The organism is Pedobacter gandavensis (assembly GCF_014172405.1).
Classification (GTDB): Bacteria; Bacteroidota; Bacteroidia; order Sphingobacteriales; family Sphingobacteriaceae; genus Pedobacter; species Pedobacter gandavensis.
In genome coordinates, this window is sequence record NZ_WNXC01000007.1 from 327275 (window position 1) to 351037 (window position 23763).

Consider the following 23763-nt stretch of genomic DNA (forward strand, 5'->3'; position numbering starts at 1 on the left):
TCAGTAGCCGATGACGCAAAAGGGAGAACAGATGACGCCAAAAGGAGAAATAAAAGACCGTCCATTTTACGGATCCAGGGATCTTGCTATTGGTTATTCTAAGAAAAACACGGCCTTAAGCGCAGAGCAAGGAGCTATCTTGCTTCAGGAACAAGTGAATCATCGTGGTTATCAAATGATATTCGTACTCAAAGGAAAATTATCTTTTGATGAGGATGGGCAAGCATCAACCTTACCACTGCTGGAAAGTCAACAGTATAATTTATTGTGGAGCTCAGGAAAATCTGCTTTTCCGAAAGGCTTAGCCGATGAATCAAATGAGATTGTTTTTGTGGAGATCAGTCCAGATTTTTTGTCCAGGTATTTACCAGATGATCATCCGGCAGCAATTCATTTGCAATCAGAACAGGAAGCTACCACTAACCCGGTTATTTTATTCTCCTCGCAGCACCTACACATCACCCCCGAAATCAATGCGATTTTAAATGGAATTGAGAACTCTCCACATACGGGTTTTTGTGAACGCTTGTTTTTAGAATCTAAGGTGATCGAATTACTGGCGATCAAAATTTCACAATTGGAATTACTACAACAGCAACCCAGCCCCCGTCTAAAGCAAGAAGAGCTGGATAAAATGCAGGAAGCACGAGAAATTCTAATCCAGAACATTGACCGTCCATTTTCATTACGGACTTTGGCGCATATGGTAGGCACCAATGAGTTTAACTTAAAAAAGCAATTCAAGGCAGTTTACGGGAATACGGTTTATGGATATCTGAACCAATATAAGATGGAACAGGCTAAAGCTATGTTGCTTCAAGGAGATTCGAGGATCTCTGAGGTCTCAGAAAAGATGGGGTATAAACACGCGACTCATTTCACCAGTGCCTTCAAAAAATACTTTGGCTACCTACCCCATAAGATTAAGATGTTTGTACTACTTTTTGATCCGGAAATCTGTCTGGTTTTGTTCACTACATAGTATAAAACACTCGTTTTTCGTCCAATCTCTTCTAAATCAACAACATTTATCAAGAAATTCTTTTCTTTAAATTATTTTATTTATACCTTTGTAGTCCCTCACGGGAAAAGGAGATTAAATTTTAATGGCTAAAAAACAAGTAGCAGAAAAAGAACTAGAGGCTAAAAAAGCCGAATTACAAGGTGCAGACGCTCGTCTCACTGAGAAAGAAACCATTGAATCAGAAGCTGATTCAGTGTCGATCGAACAGATCAAATCATCATTAGCAACACCTGATCAAGATTTTGACTGGGATGCAGATGACAAAGTTTTCGGAAAATACTCTGATGAAGACCGTAAAAAGTTTGAAGACATGTATACCGATACTTTCAATCAAATCAACCAAGGTGAAATCATCAGCGGTATTGTTGTGTCTATCAACAATAAAGACGTAGTATTAAACGTAGGATTTAAATCTGACGGATTAGTATCTACTTCTGAGTTCCGTGATACACCTGATTTGAAAATTGGTGATACCGTTGACGTATTCGTGGAAGCTCCAGAAGACGCAAACGGTCAATTAATTTTATCTCGTAAAAGAGCTAAAACACAAAGATCATGGGAGTCTATTAATGAGGCTCTTGACAATGACAGAATCATCAACGGATTTGTTAAAAGCCGTACTAAAGGTGGTCTTATCGTTGACATCATGGGTGTTGAAGCATTCTTACCTGGTTCACAAATTGACATCAAACCTATCCGCGATTACGATGTATACGTGGGTAAAACAATGGAATTCAAAGTTGTTAAGATCAACCATGAGTTTAAAAACGTAGTAGTTTCTCATAAAATCTTAATCGAAGACGATTTAGAAAGCCAAAAAGTTGAAATCGTATCTAAACTTGAAAAAGGACAGGTATTAGAAGGAACTGTTAAAAACATTACTGACTTTGGTGTATTCATCGATTTAGGTGGTGTTGATGGTTTACTTCACATCACTGATATTTCTTGGGGCCGCATAGAGCATCCAAAAGAAGTATTAAGCTTAGATGAGAAAATCAACGTTGTTGTTCTTGACTTTGATGATGAGAAAAAACGTATTGCATTAGGTTTAAAACAATTGACTCCACACCCTTGGGAATCTTTAGATACTAACTTAGCTGTTGGTTCTAAGGTTAAAGGTAAAATTGTTACTGTTGCTGATTACGGTGCTTTCTTAGAAATCATTCCTGGTGTTGAAGGTTTAATCCACGTATCAGAAATGTCTTGGTCACAAAACCTACGTAGCCCACAAGAATTCTTGAAAGTTGGCGATGAAATCGAAGCTGAAGTATTAACTTTAGACAGAGACGAACGCAAAATGAGCTTAGGTATTAAGCAATTAACTCAAGATCCTTGGCAAAATGTTGCTGAAAGATATCCTATCGGAAGCAAACATACTGCTGTAGTTAAAAACATGACTAACTTCGGTGTATTCGTAGAAATTGAAGAAGGTATTGATGGTTTAATCCATATCTCTGATCTTTCTTGGTCTAAAAAAGTTAACCACCCTAACGAATTCACTAAAGTAGGTGATACATTAGACGTAGTTGTTCTTGAATTAGATGTTGAAAGCCGTAAATTGAGCTTAGGTCACAAACAACTAGAAGAAAACCCATGGGATACTTTTGAAACTATCTTCACGTTAGATTCAATTCACCAAGGTACTGTTGTTAAAGTAACTGATAAAGGTGCTGTTATTGCTTTACCATATGGTGTAGAAGGTTTCGTACCAACTAAACACATGGCTAAAGAAGACGGAACAACTATCAAAGCTGAAGAAACTAATGATTTCAAAATCATTGAGTTTAACAAAGATGCTAAACGTATCGTTGTTTCTCATGCCCGTATCTGGGAAGAGGCTAAAGCTGAAGCTGTTGCTGAAGAAAGAGCTACTAAGAAAAAAGAAGCTAAAGCTTCAAACACTGCAGTTAAGAAAGTTAAAGATTCAGTTGAGAAATCAACTCTTGGCGATCTAGGCGTACTTGCTCAATTAAAAGAGCAAATGGAAGGTGAAGAAAGCAAAAACAAAGCTAAATAATCTTTTAAGCTAATATATAAAAGGCATCCCAATCCGGGATGCCTTTTTTTTTGCTATTTTGCCAAGGTTAATATCAATACCCGTCTTTAGTACCCATCATTTTATGAAAATTTTTATTTCTATGCTGAGCGTATTGCTTTGCCTTCAGCTGAGTAGTTTTGCACAATACCCTGCCCCTGCTTTAATCCCACAACCTGTGGAAATGAAACTTGGAAAAACCACGGATAACTTTACAATTGCAAACCATAGTACGCAGGTTTTTATCAGCGACAGTAGTTTGAGACCTTCCGCTGAATTCTTAATCAACTTTATTAAGAAATATTACTTATTGGATATCACCCTAACCACTATAGCTGATGCCAACAGCAAGCATGTCATCAACCTGATCAGGGAGAGGCCAGAGCAAGAAAGTATCATTAAAACTGCTGTAGCTCAACAAAATATACAGAAAACACCCGCTTTGATAAAACCAGGAGCCCCTACAGCTAAGATTAACTTGGAAAATCCAGAGCAGTATAAGTTGGATGTTAAAAGTCAGTCTGTAACCATTCGTTCCACTTCAGCAGCTGGCGTGTTTTATGGAATTCAAACCTTGATTCAACTTCTCCCCCCTTCCGCAAAACCATTTCCTTTGCAGGTAAAGGCAGTGAACATCACCGACTATCCCCGCTTCGCCTACCGTGGAATGCATCTGGATGTAAGCAGGCACTTTTTCGATGTCAATTTTGTTAAAAAATACATCGATTACCTGGCCATGCATAAGTTAAACTATTTCCATTGGCATTTGACAGACGACCATGGATGGCGAATCGAAATTAAAAAACATCCTCGCCTAACTACTGTTGGTGCCTCGAGAGATGGTTCTATTATTGGTCTCTATCCAGGAAAAGGAAATGATAACATTAGGCATGGTGGTTATTACACACAAGCCGAAATAAAGGAGGTAATCAAATATGCTGCAGACCGATACATTACCATTATTCCCGAAATAGAAATGCCTGGCCACAGCATGGCTGTCCTTGCCGCTTACCCGGAATTGAGTACTACACCAAATCAACCGAAGAAAGTAGCAGAAACCTGGGGCATCTTCAATAAATTCAATAATGTTTTACTTCCTTCTGAGCAAACCTTCAATTTTCTAGAAGAAGTACTTACAGAAGTTATGGCGCTTTTCCCTTCCCCTTATGTACATATCGGTGGAGATGAGTGTTCGAAAATCTGGTGGAAGCAATCTGCGTTTTCTCAGCAACTGATTAAAGAAAAAAGCTTAAAAGATGAGAACGGCTTACAAAGCTATTTCATTCACAGGATCGAAAAGTTTGTGAATAGTAAGGGAAAAACGATTATTGGTTGGGATGAGATTTTAGACGGTGGCCTTGCTCCGAATGCAATCGTGATGAGCTGGCGTGGGGAAAAAGGTGGCATCGCTGCTGCAAAACAAAAACATAAGGTGATCATGACACCAGAGAATTTCATGTATTTTAACCACTCCCAGTTTTTAAAGGATGATTCCTTAACAGCAGCCAGATATTTACCATTGGCAGATGTCTACAATTATGAGCCTGTACCTGCTGTGTTGACACCTGCTGAAGCCAAATACATTTGGGGTGCACAAGGCAACCTATGGACGGAATACATCACGAATCCAGCTAAAGTTGAATATATGCTTTTTCCGAGATTAGATGCCTTAACTGAAGTATTGTGGAGTCCTAAGTCAAAGCGCAATTTTGTAGATTTCCAGGAAAGACTGAAGCAGCAGTTTCGGAGATATGATATGATGGGAATCAAGTATAGTAAAAGGTACACCTTATAAAAACTTGGATTTAAGCTCGGGGGATGGGATCATACAGCTTTCCTGCTTACCCCAGATTCGATACCTGTTTTTGGAGATCAGATGATAGAAAAAATCTCTGATAAAAGGCGGAATGATGATCAAACTATATAACAATGGCCAAAGTCCGCCGAGCCTTCTGACGATGCGTAATGCGGCTGTAGAACGAGAATAGACTTTTCCGTTCTCCAACAATATAATGGTATTCAATTCTTCTTGATTTTCCTTTAAAGCTGTACGGTTGTTTGCTGGGTTTAGAAAAACCAATTGATCTCTTGCGGCCTCACTTTGCAATGCTGCGAAACGAAAATAATCATGCTGATCTCTATGGATAATAAATTGAACAGTATGATTACATAGATTACAAATCCCATCAAAAAATATCAATCCATGTGCTCCATTCTCATTCATTTGTCTGCTTTTCCTTTAAAGTATCTCAATATTCAGTTCCTGTTTCAATACTGAAATTAGACAAAGATATATTTTAAATCCGGGGCAAATCCTATAGTTTTATAAATTAGACACTTAAAGGATTTTAGGCTTAGAAAGCTTTAAATTTCCAAAAATCTGACGCAAAAATTCCTTTTCAAGTTTACAGAGTTGGAACATTTTACTATATTTGACCAATCCTTTAGTCAATGCAAAAAAGAACCCTGCTAGACGGTCAGAAATTCCAGATCACAATTAAGAGACTTTGTCATCAATTAATTGAGAACCATAACGATTTTTCAAATACTGTTTTAATTGGCATTCAGCCAAGAGGCAGTTATTTTGCCGATAGAGTGCAAAATGAACTGTCCCAAATCCTTAAGAAAACCACAATAAAGAAAGGCAATCTTGACATTACCTTTTTCCGTGATGATTTTAGAAGGAAGGACGGCCTTCTTGCCGCCAATGCCAACACCATAGATTTTATTATTGAAGGGATGAACGTAATCCTGATCGATGATGTATTGTGGACCGGACGTACCATACGTTCTGCCATGGATGCATTATTGGCTTACGGCCGACCAGAAAGAGTAGAACTCATGGTCTTGATCGACAGGCGTTTTTCAAGGCACCTACCGATTGAACCCGATTATATCGGTCAACAGGTAGACAGCTTAAATTCACAACACGTGAAGGTAAGTTGGAAAGAAACAGAAGGAGAAGACAAAGTAATCTTAATATCAGAAAGCAATAAATAACATGGCAGAAGAAAAATTATCAACCCGACATCTTTTAGGTATCAAAGATATTAACCGAAATGATATCGAATTGATCTTACAAACTGCAGATAATTTTAAAGATGTAATCAACAGGCCGATCAAAAAGGTACCTGCTTTGAGAGACATCACGATTGCGAATATTTTCTTTGAAAACTCCACACGTACCAAACTCTCTTTTGAGTTGGCAGAAAAGAGACTTTCTGCTGATACGATCAATTTTGCGGCTTCTTCTTCCTCAGTAAGTAAAGGAGAAACGCTGATTGACACCGTAAATAACATCCTGGCCATGAAAGTGGACCTGGTTGTAATGAGACACCCTTACGCAGGAGCAGGTCAGTTCCTAAGCAAACATGTCAATGCACAAATCGTGAACGCTGGAGACGGCGCGCATGAACATCCTACTCAAGCACTTTTAGATGCTTTCTCTATCCGCCAGAAACTAGGTGATGTGGAAGGCAAAAAAGTAGTGATTGTTGGGGATATATTACACTCAAGGGTAGCCATATCCAACATCCTATGCCTGCAAAAACTCGGCGCAGAAGTAATGGTATGCGGTCCAACTACACTAATTCCAAAACACATTGAAAGTTTAGGTGTAAAAGTAGAACATAACCTGATCAAAGCTTTAAACTGGTGCGATGTAGCCAATATGCTGCGCATTCAGCTCGAAAGACAAGACATCAAATACTTCCCTTCCCAAAGAGAATATGCCATGATGTATGGCTTAAACAAACAAATCCTGGACAACCTGAATAAAGAGATCATAGTGATGCACCCTGGCCCAATTAACCGTGGCGTAGAAATCACCAGTGATGTAGCAGATAGCAAACAGTCCATCATCCTGGAACAAGTTGAAAATGGTGTTGCCGTAAGAATGGCTGTACTTTATCTCCTTGCTTCTCAAAGAGATTAAAACTTCGCGAAGTTTTATATAACATTCTTGTTTTCTTTTCGTTAAAACCAGTGTTATCAACAGTTGTTAGTTTCTTATGCTGACAAGACCTAATACTATTTTTATATTCGTAGCAACCATATTTGAAATCAGATGCAGAAAAAATACCTTTTTATTCCGCTATTCTTAGCAGGTAGCTTTACAGCTAGCTATGCGCAGTCCAGCATACTAGTTCACCTCAATGAAAATTATCGAACAGGTCTGGAGTTACTGGACAATGAAAAATACGTTGCAGCAGCAGAACAATTTAGGTTGGTAGGCAAAGCCAGACAAAAAGCAGATGCCCAACAAGAGAGTAATTCTGAATTGTCTTTGCTTAAAGAAAACGCAAAGTTCTATGCTGCCGTTTGTGCGCTGGAACTGGGAAACAATGATGCAGAAAGTCTTTTCCAGAAATTTATTAAAGATTATCCCTTAAATGCAAATACGAAACTTGCTTATTTTCATGTTGGTAAATCGTATTTCGCTCAGGAAAACTATCAAAAAGCTTTAGATTGGTTTGAAAAAACTGATCCTTCTACCCTTTCACAGAAACAACGTTTGGAGTATCAATTCAAACAAGGTTACGCCTATTTCATGTTGAAAGATATCGAAAAAGCAGAGCCTTTATTTGAAGCAGTAAAAAAAGAAAAATCTCCATATCAGGAAAGCGCGACTTACTATTTCGCCTATATCAATTACCTGAACAAAGAATATAAAACAGCATTGGCCAACTTTGAGAAATTGAAAGGTTCGCCTACTTACGAAGCGAGTTATCCTTATTATATCACTTCGATGTACTATCTGGATGAACGCTACGATGATGTGATCAATTATGCTGTGCCTATTTTAAAGACTACAAAACAACAGTATGAAGCAGAAATGCTTAGTCTGATTGCAGCGTCCTATTTCGCTAAAGATGATTATACCAATTCAGAGAAGTATTTCAAGGAATACTATGCAAAAAGTAAATCAGAAGTTAAAAACAACCTGTTTATCTATCAATATGGGTATTCTTTATTCCAATTGAAAAGATACCAGGAGGCTGTAGCAATTCTAGAAAAACTAGATACAGACGATGTGTACCTGCAAAGTGGTATGTATACACTGGGTCGCTCTTTCATCCAATTGAAAAATAAAGAAAAAGCACGCAGTGCTTTCTTTAGATCTTCGAGACTTGACTTTGATAAGTTCATACAAGAAGAAGCTTGGATTAATTATGCCCGCTTAAGTTATGAGCTTGATTTTAATCAACAGGCACTAGAATCTACACAGAGCTTCTTAAAGCAATTTCCAAAATCGCGCAAAGCGAATGAAGCGAAAACTTTATTGGGAGAGATTCTATTAACCAGTAAGAACTACCAGGCAGCCATTGACATTCTGGAGCCTATTCCAGACAAATCACCTGAAGCTAAAGAAGCTTATCAAAAAGTAACTTATTTCAGAGGTTTAGAGTTCTACAATGAACGCGCATTCCCAAATGCATTGTCTATGTTCTTGCGCTCAGAAAAGTTCCCTGAAGATCAGGAAATTCATGCCTTGAATACCTACTGGAAAGCTGAAGCTAGTTACGAATTGAGAAAATTCGGAGAAGCTGTGCAGACTTTTGAGAAGTTCCTGGAAATGCCGGGAGCCGATAAAACCGAAGTTTATAACTTTGCAAATTACGCTTTGGCTTATGCCGCCTTCGAAGATGAGCGCTACGGAAAAGCAGCAGCTTATTTTGAACGCTTCCTGAAAGGGAATGATAAGGACGCAAAAACTGTAAATGACGCGACCATCAGACTGGCAGATTCATATTTTGTAAATAAGAGTTATGGTAATGCTTTAGTCAACTACAATAAAATCATTGCTTCCAAAGCAACTGGAGAAGATTACGCACTGTTTCAACGCGGAATGATTCAAGGTCTGGAAAGTCAGAATGATGCAAAGATCAATACAATGCAGAGTTTGTTGAAGTTATTCCCGAATTCGAACTATGCAGATGACGCCGGATTTGAAACTGCTTATACTTATTTCAACAAAGGAGATCTTGACAAGTCCAAAACTGACCTCATTGCATTAATCAGCCAGTACCCACACAGTAGTTATGTGCCTCGTGCATTAGTCACTATCGGATTAGTTCAATACAATCAGGATCAGGATGATGCGGCATTGACAACCTTTAAAAAGGTAATTGCTGATTATGCCAGCAGTGAAGAAGCCAAACAAGCATTGGAGTCTATAAAAAATATCTATGTGGATAAAGGTGATTCAGAAGGTTTCATCGGCTATGCCAAAACTACACCTATCGGCGATTTCTCAATTGCTGAACAAGATAATATTGTCTTCCAGGGTGCCAATAACCGCTATTTAAAGGGTGATGCTAAAGGTGCTTTTGAAGCTGTAAACGCTTATTTTGACAAGTTCCCGAAAGCAATTCACGATAAAGAAGCCAAATTTATCAGAGCCGAATCATTGGTGAAATTAGGCAGACCAGATGAGGCTATCCCTGACTATGAGTATATTCTGAACGATTGGACCAGTGATTATACAGAACGCTCACTAGTGAGTATATCAAAGTTATTCCTCGATCAACAGAAATATAATGAAGCCATTGTTTACCTGAAAAGATTGGAAACAACTGCTGATTATAAAGTGCATTATACTTATGCCATCAACAACCTCTTAAAAGCTTACAGCGCATTGAATATGCCCGATGATGTGATCAAGTATGTAGCCATCATCAAAGAATCTGATAAATCTTCACAAGAAGAAAAAAGCAGTTCTGACCTGTATGCAGGAAAGGCTTATTTAGTGAGAGCAGATACAACTCAAGCCATAAAAGCGTTCAACAATGTGATTGAGAAAACTAAAACACTGGCCGCTGCCGAAGCAAAATATAATCTTGCTGCCATTCAATATGCAAAAAGAGAATACAAAACTTCTACAAAAACCTGTTTTGACCTGATCAATAATATGTCTTCTTATGATTACTGGGTGGCGAAAGCTTTCATCCTCTTGGCAGACAACTATGTCGCATTAAAAGATAATTTACAAGCTAAAAGTACACTTCTAAGCCTCATAGACAACTACGACGGTAAAGATGATATTGTACCGACTGCTAAGGAAAAATTAAAGAAAATTAAATAAGACAAGCACGATGAGATTGACGAAATTAATATATAGCACCCTACTTTTTGTGACTGCCGGATCTCTAAGCGCATTGGCACAGGATACAAAAACTACTGATAAGAAAACTGAAGAAAAAGCCGTAACGGAAGAAATTGAAGTTGTAAGACCTTATAAACCAGTACTGGCTGAAGCCGTAAAATTGAGAAGAAGTCCGGATTTAAACACGGTTAAGACCTATAAAGCTAAATTCAACTATAGTCTGACTGACAGGAAACTGGGGCTGAATTCTGACATCAATAAACTACAAGCACAACAAGTAGCTAAAGAAAAAGAAACAGAGTTGATCAATAACTACGTGAAAGGTGGCTTCGGCATCCGCACTACAGTTCTCGGTGAAGCTTATATCAACCTGGGCAGAGATGAGGCTTTACAAGCCGGCGCTTTCTTTAAGCATTTTGGTCAAAAAGGTAAATTACCAGGACAAGAGGTAAACCAACAACAATTGAGCGTTTTTGGAAGAAGTATTGGTGATGAATTTACTTTGAGTGGTCGCATCAATTACCAAAGAAATGGCTTATTCTTCTATGGCTATAACCCGGAAAAACCGGAGTTAAACTTAAATCCAGAAAAACAAACGCTAAACTTTATTGAAGCAGAAGGTGAAATTGTAAACAAGTTTACTGATGATCCGGATGCACTGAGCTATGCCGTTAAATTAAACGGTTACTTATGGAATGATAAGTATGCGGCTAAAGAAAACTCTGTTATTTTAAATGGTTATGTCAACAAAAGAATCAGCAGCTTTAATTTAGGTCTTGCTGCTTCAACAGAATTTGGAAACACGAAGGATGCTTTGACCAACGTAAGCAATAACCTTTTAAAATTAAATCCTTACATCAGGTTAGAAGCCAATGGTGTAAAAATCAATGCAGGGATTAACTTTGTACAGGAGTTTGGTGCTTTCTCGAAAAGCAGAATCTTCCCTGCTGTTACCGCAGACCTAACCCTGATTCCTGATTACCTGCAATTATTTGCCGAAGTAAAGGGTGATGTAAACCGTAATTCACTAAAACAGTTCAGTGATGAAAACCCATTCCTGAATGCTAATATCGACATCAAAAACTCGGTAGAAAAATTGTCGTTCAGCGCAGGTATCAAAGGTACAGGCGGTCCGGGATTTGGCTACAAAGCAAGAGTATACCACAAGAAGATCTCTGATATGGCCTTGTTTGTAAACAATTTCGCAAACCCTACCCGCTTCGATGTAATCTATGATTTTGGAAATACCTCCATGACAGGTTTAGAAGGTGAAATCTCTATTCAGGTTAGTAATTCGTTGAAATGGACTGGTAAATTAAATTTCGAAGACTATCAACCGGCACAAGAATCAGCTAGCTGGTACAAGCCTCAAATGAGAATCAGCTCTGATTTATTATTTAATGTGACTGATAAAATTGGATTAAATGCCTCAGTAGCTATTCAGGACGCTAGTAAAGCAAAAGTTTACACTGCTGCCCCAGCTAGTCCTTATGTAATTCCTGATCCATCTATTGAGACTATTGTAAGTGTTAAAGGTTTTGTAGACCTTGGCGTTGGTGCCACCTATAAGATCAACAACAAGTTTTCTGCTTTTGCAAGAGCAAATAACCTGTTCAACTCTTCTTACAGCAGATACTTATACTACCCAACTATCGGAACCAATATCTTTGGAGGATTAACATATTCCTTCTAAGCGGTTTTCGATTTAATAATTGGTGGATATAGAATTAAAATTTAATTTTACCAGAATGGACATGTTATCATACCTTACAGTGCTTATCAAAACCCGTAAAGAGGTTGGGATCCCCGGACTAGGAACGATCTATAAAAAGAAATCACCTGGAAGGTATGATACAGCAACACATTCCTTTTTGCCACCCAGCTTTGTGCTGGATTTCGATCCGGAAGTGCTGGAGCAAACATTGCTTATTGATCACATCTGTAAAGAAAGACATATATCTCCAGACTCCGCCAGTTATTTTGTAGATCAGTTTGTTGATGAAATTAAAAAACAACTCACTGAACATCAGGAATCCAGTTTAGCGCCTCTAGGCACATTACATCAATCTTCAGGAACACTGAGCTTTAAGCCCTTAAATGATCAAAACTTCGGTTTTGATTTTTATGGTTTACCACCTGTCAGAGATGAGCTTTCAGCGCCATCTGTCACAGAGGCTGTTGCTCAAGAAGTAATAACTTCAGAAACTGGACAGCAGGAGAAGGAACATCAATTGAGAGAAGAACAATTGGATCTTGAAAATAGTAATGCAGACCTTCGGGATGAATCAGCTCCAGTGGTAACTGAAGCTGTATTTGAAAAAGAAGTAAGCTACGAAGAATCACCGTCTTCGAACGAAACAATAGAAGAAATCGCCGAAGAGCCAATAGCTGAATCTCCAGAAAATTCTTCAATACAAGAAAAAGAATTAATTCCTGAGCCAGATGAACAACCTATTTTTGAAGAAATAGCAGAAGTTGAAACACCGAAGCAATATACAACACAGCCAGTACCACAACCAGAAATTGAAAGCATTGGAAATATAGAAGAGCAACCAGAGGCCATATTTGAAGCATCCTCTGCTCGTCCAAGTATTAATGATAGCTATGCTCAGGCCAACAAAACTGCTGAGGCGCCAATTCCAGTTATCACTCCAATACCAGTAGATGTTAAAGCAGTCGACAATGCCGGTTTCTACAACTCAAATGATGAGCCTGAGGAAAGGTCTGGCATTCCACTTTATCTGAAAATCTTAATTGCACTTTTACTAGTGCTTATTGGATTGGTAGCAGGATATTTTATCCGACCTGACCTATTTGACCCCATTTTAAAAGTAGGTAAAGATCCTATCGTTGTTCCGGTAACAGTCAGAAATAGCACAGAAGCTGCACAGCAAATCACAGATTCTCTTGCTTATGCAGATAGTATAAAAAATACTTTAGCACTAAAAGACTCAGTAAAAAAAGATACAGCTATAACGGCCACGCCAACAAACACAACACAGGCCAGCGACTCTAAAGCTGTGCAGACTAATACCTCTGCAACACAAACCGCCACGACTTTTGAAATTATTGGTGCTTCAGTAGCCAATCAAAAAGAGGCAGATCGTTTTATTTCCCAAATGAAATCTCTGGGCTTAAATGCAAAGGCTATTCCCCCTATTCCTGGGAAAAAGAAAATAAAAATTAGCATTGGAACGTTTAATGACTATAACAGCGCAGATGCAGAAAGACCTGTACTGGAGAAAAAATTAGGCATTAAAGATTTATACATACACACAAACAAACCATTATAAATTATGATCGCATTAATACAGGGTGCTAATGATAGCCTTAACAAAATTGTTGATACCGCTAATAACGCCAGTCAAGCCGTAACTGCAGCAGCTCCCGAACTACATTTCATCGACCTACTGTTTAAAGGTGGATGGGTAATGATCCCCCTAGCCTTCCTTGCATTTGCTGGATTGGTTATTTTTGTTGAAAGATACCTGACCATCAGAAAAGCCTCTAAAACAGAGTCAAATCTGATGCTTCATATTAAACAATATATTCATGAAGGTAGATTGGATAATGCCATCACTTTATGTAGAAACAATAGCTCTCCATTAGCCAGAATGCTGGAGAAAGGATTGAAAAGAATTGGTCGTCCAATCAAAGACATTGAAGCTGCAATTGAAAATAATGGTAAATTGGAGGTATCCAAATTAGAGAAAAACATTGGTATCCTTGGAATTATTGCCGGTATTGCACCGATGCTTGGTTTCGTAGGTACAATTATTGGAGTAATCACCATTTTCCATGATGTATCCATTAAAGGAGCAATCGAAATTGGAACCATCTCTGGTGGTCTTTATACCAAAATGATCACTTCTGCAACAGGTTTGATCATCGGTATCATCGCTTATGTATTGTATCACATCCTAAATATGATGGTAGAACGTATCATCTTAAGAATGGAAACTGACGCTATTGAGTTCATCGATCTATTAGAGGAGCCAGGAAAATAATGAATCTACGTAAAAGAAATAAAGGAACTGTAGAGGTTCATACTTCCGCACTGAATGATATCATGTTCTTCCTCATGTTGTTTTTCCTGCTTGCTTCGGCTGCAGTGAATCCCCAAGTGGTGAAATTGTTATTACCAAGGTCAGAATCCGGACAACAATCTGCTGCACAGAAAACCGTTACCGTATCCATAGATGAAAAGTTGAATTATTATGTAGATAAAGAACGTACCACACTTGAGGGGATTCTTCCTGCAATTGAGGCCTACCAAAAAGCATCTCCAGATCTAACCATTGTACTTTATGTAGCCAGAGGAGTTTCCATCGAAAATACCATGTTAGTATTTGATGTAGCTAACAAATTAAAACTTAAAGTTGTACTCGCTGTAGAGCCTAAGAAATAATGACGTACCCAAAGGAAGAAAATAATTATCCTAAAGCAGTAGCCATCTCTACTGGTATTATGATTGCCCTCATCGCATTGAGTTTCTTCATTGTGATTGGTTCATTCCAACCTCCTGTGGAAGCAGGAATGGGTGGGATGGTGGTCAACTACGGAACCTCCGTAACCGGAATGGGAACCGATTATACCAGTATTGAGGAGCCCTCTGCGGATCCTAATGCCAATCAAAAGGCACCAGATAAAGTGGTTCCAGTGGAACCCACCAAGGAGACCCCCACTCAGCAAAATAGCACAAAGGAAATTGTCACTCAAAGTACTGAAGATGCTGTGAGTGTGAATACAAAAAGTAGTCCTAAGAATGCCGCTCCTACTGCAACAGTGGAAAGTAAACCCGCTAAGCCAGTCATCAACCAAAATGCCCTTTATAAAGGCAAAGCAAATAAAGGTACTGGTGGCGGTGATGGAACAGGAACAACTCCTGGAAATCAAGGCGACAAAGACGGTGATCCACTGGCCAACAATTATGGCGAAGGTGGATCTGGATTCGGTGAAACCCCTATTGCACTTAGAAAGTTCACCAATTTAGTGACACCGCAAGATGATGGTCAGAAAACCGGAAAAATTGCAGTAAGGATTAAGATCAATAAAAGTGGTATCGTTATCGATGCAACTCCCGGAGTAAAAGGAACTACCCTTAACGATAGAGAATTATGGCAAAAATGCAGAGAAGCTGTGATGGGAGCCCGTTTAACGCAGGCTGATAATGCCCCTGATGTTCAGATCGGTGTGGTCGTATTCAATTTTAAGGTAAAATAAAAACCTGGTATTCTTTTCAGAACTCCAAAATGAACTATAAACAAACCCTTGATTACTTGTACAGTAAACTACCAATGTTTACTCGTGTTGGCGCAATAGCCTATAGAAAAGACCTACACAACACCATCGCTATGTGCGAACAACTGGGAAATCCGCAGGACAAATTTAAAACCATACATGTAGGTGGAACCAATGGCAAAGGTTCCACTTCACATATGCTTGCGGCCATCCTTCAACAGGCAGGATACAAGACAGGATTGTACACCTCTCCTCACCTCAAAGATTTCAGAGAACGCATTAGAATTAATGGTGAAATGATCCCTGAAAACTTTGTTATTGATTTTGTCAAAGATCAGCAGAGTTTAATGGAAAAACTTCAACCTTCTTTTTTTGAGGTTACTGTAGCCATGGCTTTTTCCCATTTTGAAAAGGAGAAGGTAGATATTGCGATCATCGAAGTTGGCCTAGGGGGGAGAATAGATTCTACTAATATTATTAATCCGGAACTTTCGGTAATTACCAATATCAGCCTTGACCATACCAATATTCTAGGGACTACCCTGCCGGAAATTGCAACAGAAAAAGCTGGAATTATTAAAAAAAATGTACCTATAGTCATCGGAGAAACACAACCGGAAACCAAGGACATATTTATAAAAAAAGCGACTGAAACCAATAGTCCTATCTATTTTGCAGATCAGGAATTACAACTTCAGCTACTTCAAAACACAGGTAAACACCTAAATGTGGCCATTTCCAATGGAACTACCACATTATATCCGCATTTGGAATTAGACCTCAATGGTAGCTATCAGCGTAAAAATATACTAACTGTAGTTGAAGCTATTCAAATCTTAAAACAACTAGGTTTTCAAATTGACAACGAGGCCGTTTATACAGCTTTAAAGAATGTAAAAGGAATAACCGGATTACAAGGAAGGTGGCAAATGTTAAGCGAAAACCCTTTAGTGATCTGTGATACCGGGCATAATATTGCAGGCATCACAGAAGTCATGAAAAACATCAATGATACTCCGCACGACCAGTTACACATCGTCATTGGGATGGTTAAAGATAAAGACATCAGTGGTGTTTTACAGCTACTACCAAAAGATGCACATTATTATTTTTGTCAACCTGAATTAGAAAGAGCATTACCTGCTACAGAGTTAGCAGAACAGGCTAAAAATTATAATTTAATAGGCGATGTATTTCTTAATGTTCAATTGGCGTTTCATGCTGCAAAGGACAACGCTAATGCTAACGACCTAGTATTCATAGGAGGAAGTACTTTTGTAGTCGCTGAAGTACTATAAAATCTTTACATAATAGTAATATCAAAACCTACTTCGATTCAGTACCTTTAAAAATTCCTTAACACAAAAATATGATTCGTTTATTTAATGATAAACGAATCTTTGCTTTTAAAATAATACAGAATGAAAAAAGTTTACCTGTTATTTTCTGCACTACTTATTACCTGTAGTGTATCAATGGCACAAAAGAAAACAGCTACTGTTTCTAAAAAAGATTTTCCGGCATCAGTTGACAGACCGAAGTTGGTTGTTGGTCTCGTTATCGATCAAATGAGATGGGATTATCTTTACCGTTATTATAGCAGATATTCTGCCGGAGGTTTCAAAAGACTAATCAATGAAGGTTTCTCTGCAGAGAATACTTTTATCCCTTATACCCCTACTTATACCGCATGTGGTCATGCAAGTATCTATACAGGATCTGTTCCCGCAATCAACGGAATCATCGGTAATGATTGGTATGATCAACAAATTGGACGTAATGTTTATTGTGCAGAAGACACCAGCGTAACAAGTGTTGGAAGTACCACAATGGCTGGTATGATGTCTCCAAAAAACATGTTGACTACAACCATTACTGACGAACTTCGTCTGGCAACAAATTTCAAGGGAAAAGTAATTGGTATCTCATTAAAAGATCGTGGATCTATCCTGCCAGCTGGACATTCAGCGAATGCAGCCTATTGGTTTGATGGACAAACCGGCGACTGGATTACCAGCACTTATTATATGTCTTCACTCCCAACATGGATGCAGGACTACAATAAAATTAAGCTAGTTAATAAGTTTTATGAGAAAAACTGGCCAACTTTATACCCAATTGAAACCTATACCCAAAGCACAGCAGACGATAAAAACTATGAAGGAAAAGCGAGAGGAGAACAGAGCCCAACATTTCCTCATCCTTTAAAATTGTACATGGGAAAAAACTATGAGATGATCAAAAGTACACCTTATGGAAATACCATGACTTTAGATCTCGCTAAATTAGCCATTCTCTCTGAAGACCTTGGACAAGATAACACCACCGACTTTCTTGCTGTGAGTTGCTCTTCTACAGATTATGTTGGTCACCAATATGGTCCGAACTCCATCGAAGCAGAAGATACGTACTTAAGATTAGACAAAGACCTTGCAGATTTTTTTGAGTACCTGGATAGTAAAGTAGGTAAAGGAAATTACTTATTTTTCTTATCTGCAGACCATGGTGCAGCACATGTACCAGGTTTTATGGCTGAAAATAAATTGCCAGGTGGTACTGTTGACGACGGTCCAGTAATGAAAGAATTAAATGGACAATTAGAAGCAAAATTTGGACTTAAAAAGGCCATCATTAAATCGATGAACAATCAAATCTATTTTGACCATAAATTGATCAACAATGCGAAAGCAGATTTTGATGCCATTAAAGCTTTCAGCATTGAATTTTTAAAAACTCAAACAGGCTTCATGAATGCTGTAGATTTAGATAAAGTTGGAGCAAGTACATTACCTGAACCGATTAAAACACGAATAACTAACGGTTACAATGCGAGAAGAAGTGGAGATATTTATTTTATCCTGCAATCAAATTATTTCGATAGCAACAGTAAAACAGGAACAACTCATGGTTCATGGAATCCCTACGACTCCCACATCCCATGTGTATTTATGGGTTGGAATGTAAAACCAGGGAAAACAAATAAAACACATTACATGACAGACATCGCTGCTACATTAGCGGCTATGTTACACATACAAATGCCTAGCGGTTGTGTTGGAGAACCTATCACGGAGCTTACTCACCAATAAAATTCAATAGCAATTCCCCTCGAACTAAAAGGGTGTTGACTACTTAAAATCCATAGATTTAAAAGACCGCCAGGGTTAATTTCCTGACGGTCTTTTTTATGAGCTTCACATTTGTATTGATTTAGCTATGCTCACCACCTAAGGCTAGATTTTGTTACATTTGTTTACCAACTATAAAACCATTCTATGGAGAAAATCGAGATCTATAAACCTAAAAATAAAATACGTTTTGTAACTGCAGCAGCTTTATTTGACGGACATGATGCTACGATTAACATTATGCGTCGAATTTTGCAATCTTCAGGAGCAGAAGTCATCCACCTTGGACACAACCGTTCTGTGGAAGAAGTAGTAAACTGCGCGATTCAAGAAGATGTACAAGGAATTGCCATGACCTCTTATCAGGGTGGTCATATTGAATATTTCAAATACATGTATGATCTATTACAGGAACGTGGTTCTTCCCACATCAAAATTTTTGCTGGTGGTGGTGGTGTAATTCTCCCTTCGGAAATTGCAGAATTACAGGAATATGGAATTACCAGAATTTATTCCCCTGATGATGGTCGTAAAATGGGCCTTCAGGGAATGATCAATAATATGCTTGAGCAGACAGACTATATAACAGTAACCAGTCTGAACGGGGAACTTAAATCTATCCCACAAAAAAATATTAAAAGTATAGCTTCAGCAATTACCGTTGCTGAAAATGATCCAGAGGGCGCACAATCCTTTGTAGATGAACTAAAGAAACTCACCTTAAAAAACCAGGCGCCGGTACTGGGCATTACAGGAACTGGTGGATCAGGAAAATCTTCGTTGGTAGATGAATTAGTTAGGCGCTTCCTAATGGAAGTTCAAGACAAAACCATGGCAATTATCTCCGTAGATCCTTCAAAACGAAAAACCGGTGGTGCATTACTTGGAGATAGGATTCGTATGAACGCCATCAATAACCCAAGGATTTATATGCGTTCTCTAGCCACCAGACAAGCCAATTTAGCGCTATCAAAAAATGTTCAAGAGAGCATTGACATCTGTAAAGCCGCCGGGTATGACCTTATAATAGTAGAAACCTCTGGAATTGGTCAATCAGATACGGAAATAACCGAACATTGTGATGTTTCCCTTTATGTCATGACACCAGAATTTGGTGCGGCCACCCAATTGGAAAAAATTGACATGCTCGATTTTGCCGATTTGGTAGCAATCAATAAATTTGATAAACGTGGTGCTTTGGATGCGCTACGTGATGTACGTAAACAGTACAAACGCAACCACAACCTTTTCGATGCAAAAGATGAAGATATCCCAGTTTTTGGCACCATGGCTTCCCAATTCAATGATCCAGGAATGAATAATCTTTTCTCCGCGCTTATGGCCAAAATTAAAGAGAAAACAAAGGTTGACTTTAACGCACATATCGAACTCAGTTCTGCACAGTCTGAAAAAATATACATTATTCCTCCTGACCGAATCAGGTATCTCGCAGAAATTGCTGAGGCCAGTCAAACTTATAATGAATGGGTGGAAAAGCAAAGTACTATTGCTAGAAAATTGTATCAATTACAAGGTGTACTACAACTTTCCAAGGAAGAGAAATTAAATAAAGAGCTTCCAGGCACCGTAAACATCTCCCATGCTTTACAAGATGTTTACCAACATTTGGAAGAACAATTGGATGGTGAATGTAAAAAACTGCTCCGCCAATGGCCAGATACCAAAATCAAATACAAGCAAGAGTTTTTCGTTTATAAAGTAAGAGAGAAAGAAATCAAGCAACCTTTATTTTATGAATCCCTATCCAAGTTAAAAATCCCAAAAGTTTCATTACCCCGCTATGAAGATTGGGGAGATATTTTACGTTGGTTACTTACTGAAAATGTACCAGGAGAGTTTCCATATGCTGCAGGAGTTTTTCCACTCAAACGTGATGGAGAAGACCCTACCCGCATGTTTGCTGGTGAGGGTGGGCCAGAACGAACCAATAAAAGATTCCACTATGTATCCTTAGGACAACCTGCACACCGTCTTTCTACTGCATTCGATTCCGTAACATTGTACGGCGAAGATCCACATATCAGACCAGACATTTATGGCAAAATTGGTAATTCTGGAGTGAGTATTGCTACCTTAGATGATGCAAAAAAACTTTACTCTGGATTTGATCTGTGTGCTCCATCTACCTCTGTATCTATGACAATTAATGGCCCGGCTCCGATGTTGCTTGGTTTCTTTATGAATGCCGCCATAGATCAACAATGCGAAAAATATATCTTAGAACAAGGGCTTCAGCAAGAAGTAGAGGCTAAAATAAATACCCTATACAAATCAAAAGGAATCCAGAGGCCAAGTTATAGTGGTTTACTACCAGAAGGTAACAATGGCTTAGGACTGATGCTACTTGGTGTAACTGGTGATGAAGTATTACCGGAAGAAGTTTATGCGAAGATCAGAGCTCATGCTATTAGTACTGTGAGAGGAACCGTGCAGGCAGATATACTTAAAGAGGATCAGGCTCAAAACACCTGTATCTTCTCCACAGAGTTCGCCCTTAGAATGATGGGTGACATCCAAAGTTATTTCATAACTGAAAAAGTACGTAATTTCTATTCTGTATCTATTTCAGGTTACCATATTGCTGAAGCTGGTGCTAATCCAATATCACAACTAGCCTTTACTTTAAGCAACGGCTTTACTTTTGTAGAATATTACCTCAGCAGAGGAATGAACATTGATGATTTCGCACCTAACCTATCCTTTTTCTTCTCCAATGGAATTGATCCAGAGTATTCAGTAATTGGAAGAGTAGCCAGACGAATCTGGGCCAAAGCTATTAAGAATAAATACAAAGGAAATGACCGTTCTCAAAAGTTGAAATATCACATTCAGACTTCTGGCAGGTCATTACATGCACAGGAAATTGATTTTAATGATATCCGAACTACATTGCAAGCATTATATGCAATCTATGACAACTGTAATTCCCTACATACGAATGCCTACGATGAAGCAATCACCACACCCACTGAGGAATCAGTTCGTAGAGCGATGGCTATTCAACTCATCATTAACCGCGAATTAGGTTTGGCAAAAAATGAGAACCCATTACAGGGTGCATTTATTATTGAAGACCTAACTGATTTAGTAGAAGAGGCAGTATTACAGGAGTTCAAACGTATTAATGATAGAGGTGGGGTTTTAGGAGCGATGGAAACGATGTATCAAAGAGGAAAAATCCAGGAAGAAAGTCTTTATTATGAGACCTTGAAGCATAATGGAGAATACCCGATTGTGGGCGTAAATACCTTCTTAAACAAAAATGGTTCTCCAACAGTAGTGCCAGGCGAAATAATTCGAGCCACTGAAGAAGAAAAACAATACCAGATTACTGCATTAAAGACGTTTCAAGAAAGAAACGCATCACATACAGCCTTAGCCCTCAAAAAACTACAACAGTCCGCTATAGCAGGCAAAAATATCTTTGAAGAACTTATGGAAGTCTGCAAGATTTGCTCGTTGGGACAAATTTCAAATGCCCTTTATGAAGTTGGCGGACAATACAGAAGGAATATGTAAAATAGAAGCCTGATACAATCTGAAAATAGAGCACAAACAAGAAAGCCTGAATAGTTATTATTCAGGCTTTCTTGTTTGTGCTTATTGCTATATTAAGAATGTATCCAACTAAACTTATAATCCATAGTAGGATTTTTCATTCTATCTGCTACACGTAATAATCTATTTGGTAAGGCCATAATGTAATCACGCGCCTTTTCACCTGTTTCATTTAAATCGCGCATGCTATCTAATTTCCATTCTTCAATCAGCTGTTGCATAATCTCAACATAATCTACTGCAGTATAAACTCCTAAACGTTGTGCCGCATCCGTAAAGTGACCGAAGGTTTGTCCAATTTTAAGGCCCATTTCACGAAGAAAATGAGCAGGCATAACGATCTTCTTACGCATCATATCTTCAAAAGCAACCATTGCTTCATTTGGATCCACTTCAAATATTTTAGCCATGAAGTCTTTGTATGCTTTCGCATGACGAGCTTCATCAGAAGCAATTACACCGCACATCCTGGAAAGTAAAACATCTCCATCTTTCTTAGCCATAGAGGCTACTCTTCTGTGCGAAATATTGGTAGCCAATTCCTGGAAGCTGGTATATACGAAGTTTCTGTATGGATCATGCCCAGTACCTATATCAAATCCATCAGCTATCAGATACTGAGTAGAAATTTCCATCTGACGCATATCAACACGTCCAGAAAGGTAAAGGTATTTATTTAGTAAGTCTCCGTGCCTGTTCTCCTCAGCAGTCCAATGACGAACCCATTTCATCCAGCCCCCTTGTTCATTCTTAGTAATATCATCTACCATAGTCAACCATGATTCATAAGTAGGCAAAGCCTCTTCTGTAATGGTATCGCCAATTAAGACAGCAACAAGGTCATAAGATAACCCATCTGCATTCTCACGTAATTGTTTTATATCCTGAAAAAATGTATCACTAGTTGAATCCGGCAAGAAATCAGAAGGTTGCCAATTAGTGTCAATCGGTTTCAAGTAAGTATCCATCACCTCAAGCATATAGCCTTCGATGTGTAGCATCACTTCTCGTCTTTTTTCTGCGAAAAAACTCATTGTTTTTTTATGTTTTAAATTAGTTTCAAAGATAACCAAAAATTACAGATTTTCTCGTCAGACAATTATTTTATTCGCAATTAAGTCCCCTAAAAAACCTAGTATTCCGACATTTAATTTGGTCATATTACAGTATAACAGCATACAAAAGAATAAGTTTTCAATAAAGACGTATCAAAAAATTTCGATAAATATGTATTCAAGCATCCTATGGATTGAAGAATATATTCTTGCACAAGAAATATAGTTAGTACCATCTGAAAGTCTATATTATAGACTGAAATACTTATACAATATAAAAGTTCAACCAACCATTGGAGATGATCTTATAATGTATACTCAACATTTTTAAAACCGAAGTACTGGAATCAGCTAATTTAACCCAACAAATATCCAATTCAAAGGCTAACAGATTATCGAATAAAACAGCCGGGAACTAAACCGATAGAAAAAAGGTTATATACAAGAAAAGCCTGTAGTTTCCTACAGGCTTACTTTTAAGATTTGGCACCGACCTACTCTCCCACGTGTTACCGCAGTACCATCGGCTCTGGCGGGCTTGACTTCTCTGTTCGGAATGGGAAGAGGTAGACACCGCCGATATAGGCACCTAAATA

At 38.4% G+C, this 23763-nt stretch carries 16 protein-coding genes and 1 rRNA gene; 14 read left to right on the forward strand and 3 right to left on the reverse strand.

Features of this window, described 5'->3' with window-relative positions; genetic code table 11:
- Positions 1-10: 10 nt before the first annotated feature.
- The 3 genes from GM920_RS18655 to GM920_RS18665 all read left to right on the forward strand — a co-directional run bounded on the left by GM920_RS18655 (position 11) and on the right by GM920_RS18665 (position 4854).
- Positions 11-982 carry a helix-turn-helix transcriptional regulator gene (locus tag GM920_RS18655; protein ID WP_182960284.1) on the forward strand — a complete coding sequence of 324 codons (972 nt, stop codon included), beginning with the start codon at positions 11-13 and terminating at the stop codon, positions 980-982.
- 124 nt (positions 983-1106) lie between these two features.
- The gene (gene rpsA / locus GM920_RS18660) at positions 1107-3041 is read left to right on the forward strand and encodes a 30S ribosomal protein S1 (protein ID WP_062550146.1); all 1935 of its coding nucleotides are present in this window, start codon (positions 1107-1109) and stop codon (positions 3039-3041) included.
- Between the two features lie 103 nt (positions 3042-3144).
- Entirely contained in the window at positions 3145-4854 is a 1710-nt protein-coding gene (locus GM920_RS18665) for a beta-N-acetylhexosaminidase (protein ID WP_182960286.1), read from the forward strand.
- Here GM920_RS18665 and GM920_RS18670 read toward each other — a convergent pair.
- Positions 4849-5283, reverse strand: a complete 435-nt coding sequence (locus GM920_RS18670; RefSeq protein WP_182960288.1) for a thiol-disulfide oxidoreductase DCC family protein — start codon at positions 5281-5283, stop codon at positions 4849-4851. The genes GM920_RS18665 and GM920_RS18670 overlap by 6 nt on opposite strands.
- A gap of 227 nt (positions 5284-5510) precedes the next feature.
- On the opposite strand from GM920_RS18670, the gene pyrR reads away from it, so the two are divergent.
- From pyrR to GM920_RS18725, 11 genes are all read left to right on the forward strand, one after another.
- On the forward strand, positions 5511-6059 hold the full coding sequence (pyrR, locus tag GM920_RS18675; RefSeq protein WP_182960290.1) for a bifunctional pyr operon transcriptional regulator/uracil phosphoribosyltransferase PyrR: 549 nt from the start codon (positions 5511-5513) through the stop codon (positions 6057-6059).
- Between the two features lies 1 nt (position 6060).
- Positions 6061-6993: an aspartate carbamoyltransferase catalytic subunit gene (locus GM920_RS18680; RefSeq protein ID WP_182960292.1), complete on the forward strand. Its 933-nt coding sequence runs from the start codon at positions 6061-6063 to the stop codon at positions 6991-6993.
- 132 nt (positions 6994-7125) lie between these two features.
- Positions 7126-10143 carry a tetratricopeptide repeat protein gene (locus GM920_RS18685; RefSeq protein ID WP_182960294.1) on the forward strand — a complete coding sequence of 1006 codons (3018 nt, stop codon included), beginning with the start codon at positions 7126-7128 and terminating at the stop codon, positions 10141-10143.
- 10 nt (positions 10144-10153) lie between these two features.
- A complete protein-coding gene (locus GM920_RS18690) occupies positions 10154-11857 on the forward strand; it encodes a TonB-dependent receptor (RefSeq protein ID WP_182960296.1) in 1704 nt (567 codons plus the stop codon).
- Positions 11858-11912: 55 nt separating this feature from the next.
- Complete coding sequence (locus GM920_RS18695; protein WP_182960298.1) at positions 11913-13457, forward strand: SPOR domain-containing protein; 1545 nt, start codon at positions 11913-11915, stop codon at positions 13455-13457.
- Positions 13458-13460: 3 nt separating this feature from the next.
- A complete protein-coding gene (locus GM920_RS18700; protein WP_182960300.1) occupies positions 13461-14171 on the forward strand; it encodes a MotA/TolQ/ExbB proton channel family protein in 711 nt (236 codons plus the stop codon).
- Positions 14171-14572 (forward strand): ExbD/TolR family protein, encoded by a 402-nt coding sequence (locus GM920_RS18705; protein ID WP_182960302.1) that lies wholly within the window; start codon positions 14171-14173, stop codon positions 14570-14572. The genes GM920_RS18700 and GM920_RS18705 overlap by 1 nt, the downstream gene beginning before the upstream one ends.
- Positions 14572-15387: an energy transducer TonB gene (locus GM920_RS18710; protein WP_182960304.1), complete on the forward strand. Its 816-nt coding sequence runs from the start codon at positions 14572-14574 to the stop codon at positions 15385-15387. The genes GM920_RS18705 and GM920_RS18710 overlap by 1 nt, the downstream gene beginning before the upstream one ends.
- Before the next feature lie 29 nt (positions 15388-15416).
- Positions 15417-16703 carry a bifunctional folylpolyglutamate synthase/dihydrofolate synthase gene (locus tag GM920_RS18715; protein ID WP_182960306.1) on the forward strand — a complete coding sequence of 429 codons (1287 nt, stop codon included), beginning with the start codon at positions 15417-15419 and terminating at the stop codon, positions 16701-16703.
- 123 nt (positions 16704-16826) lie between these two features.
- Positions 16827-18494: an alkaline phosphatase PafA gene (gene pafA / locus GM920_RS18720; protein WP_182960308.1), complete on the forward strand. Its 1668-nt coding sequence runs from the start codon at positions 16827-16829 to the stop codon at positions 18492-18494.
- A 186-nt stretch (positions 18495-18680) separates the two neighbouring features.
- On the forward strand, positions 18681-22073 hold the full coding sequence (locus GM920_RS18725) for a methylmalonyl-CoA mutase family protein (protein WP_182960310.1): 3393 nt from the start codon (positions 18681-18683) through the stop codon (positions 22071-22073).
- A 92-nt stretch (positions 22074-22165) separates the two neighbouring features.
- Here GM920_RS18725 and GM920_RS18730 read toward each other — a convergent pair whose 3' ends face one another.
- Both GM920_RS18730 and rrf read right to left on the reverse strand, forming a co-directional pair.
- Positions 22166-23146, reverse strand: a complete 981-nt coding sequence (locus tag GM920_RS18730) for an acyl-ACP desaturase (protein ID WP_182960312.1) — start codon at positions 23144-23146, stop codon at positions 22166-22168.
- A gap of 502 nt (positions 23147-23648) precedes the next feature.
- Positions 23649-23760: ribosomal RNA gene (gene rrf / locus GM920_RS18735) — 5S ribosomal RNA — on the reverse strand.
- Positions 23761-23763: the final 3 nt, after the last annotated feature.

Bases quoted from the DNA above. Each gene is read 5' to 3' on its own strand.
- GM920_RS18655 (WP_182960284.1), top strand. From the start codon at position 11: ATGACGCAAAAGGGAGAACAGATGACGCCAAAAGGAGAAATAAAAGAC.
- rpsA (WP_062550146.1), top strand. From the start codon at position 1,107: ATGGCTAAAAAACAAGTAGCAGAAAAAGAACTAGAGGCTAAAAAAGCC.
- GM920_RS18665 (WP_182960286.1), top strand. From the start codon at position 3,145: ATGAAAATTTTTATTTCTATGCTGAGCGTATTGCTTTGCCTTCAGCTG.
- GM920_RS18670 (WP_182960288.1), bottom strand. From the start codon at position 5,283: ATGAATGAGAATGGAGCACATGGATTGATATTTTTTGATGGGATTTGT.
- pyrR (WP_182960290.1), top strand. From the start codon at position 5,511: ATGCAAAAAAGAACCCTGCTAGACGGTCAGAAATTCCAGATCACAATT.
- GM920_RS18680 (WP_182960292.1), top strand. From the start codon at position 6,061: ATGGCAGAAGAAAAATTATCAACCCGACATCTTTTAGGTATCAAAGAT.
- GM920_RS18685 (WP_182960294.1), top strand. From the start codon at position 7,126: ATGCAGAAAAAATACCTTTTTATTCCGCTATTCTTAGCAGGTAGCTTT.
- GM920_RS18690 (WP_182960296.1), top strand. From the start codon at position 10,154: ATGAGATTGACGAAATTAATATATAGCACCCTACTTTTTGTGACTGCC.
- GM920_RS18695 (WP_182960298.1), top strand. From the start codon at position 11,913: ATGGACATGTTATCATACCTTACAGTGCTTATCAAAACCCGTAAAGAG.
- GM920_RS18700 (WP_182960300.1), top strand. From the start codon at position 13,461: ATGATCGCATTAATACAGGGTGCTAATGATAGCCTTAACAAAATTGTT.
- GM920_RS18705 (WP_182960302.1), top strand. From the start codon at position 14,171: ATGAATCTACGTAAAAGAAATAAAGGAACTGTAGAGGTTCATACTTCC.
- GM920_RS18710 (WP_182960304.1), top strand. From the start codon at position 14,572: ATGACGTACCCAAAGGAAGAAAATAATTATCCTAAAGCAGTAGCCATC.
- GM920_RS18715 (WP_182960306.1), top strand. From the start codon at position 15,417: ATGAACTATAAACAAACCCTTGATTACTTGTACAGTAAACTACCAATG.
- pafA (WP_182960308.1), top strand. From the start codon at position 16,827: ATGAAAAAAGTTTACCTGTTATTTTCTGCACTACTTATTACCTGTAGT.
- GM920_RS18725 (WP_182960310.1), top strand. From the start codon at position 18,681: ATGGAGAAAATCGAGATCTATAAACCTAAAAATAAAATACGTTTTGTA.
- GM920_RS18730 (WP_182960312.1), bottom strand. From the start codon at position 23,146: ATGAGTTTTTTCGCAGAAAAAAGACGAGAAGTGATGCTACACATCGAA.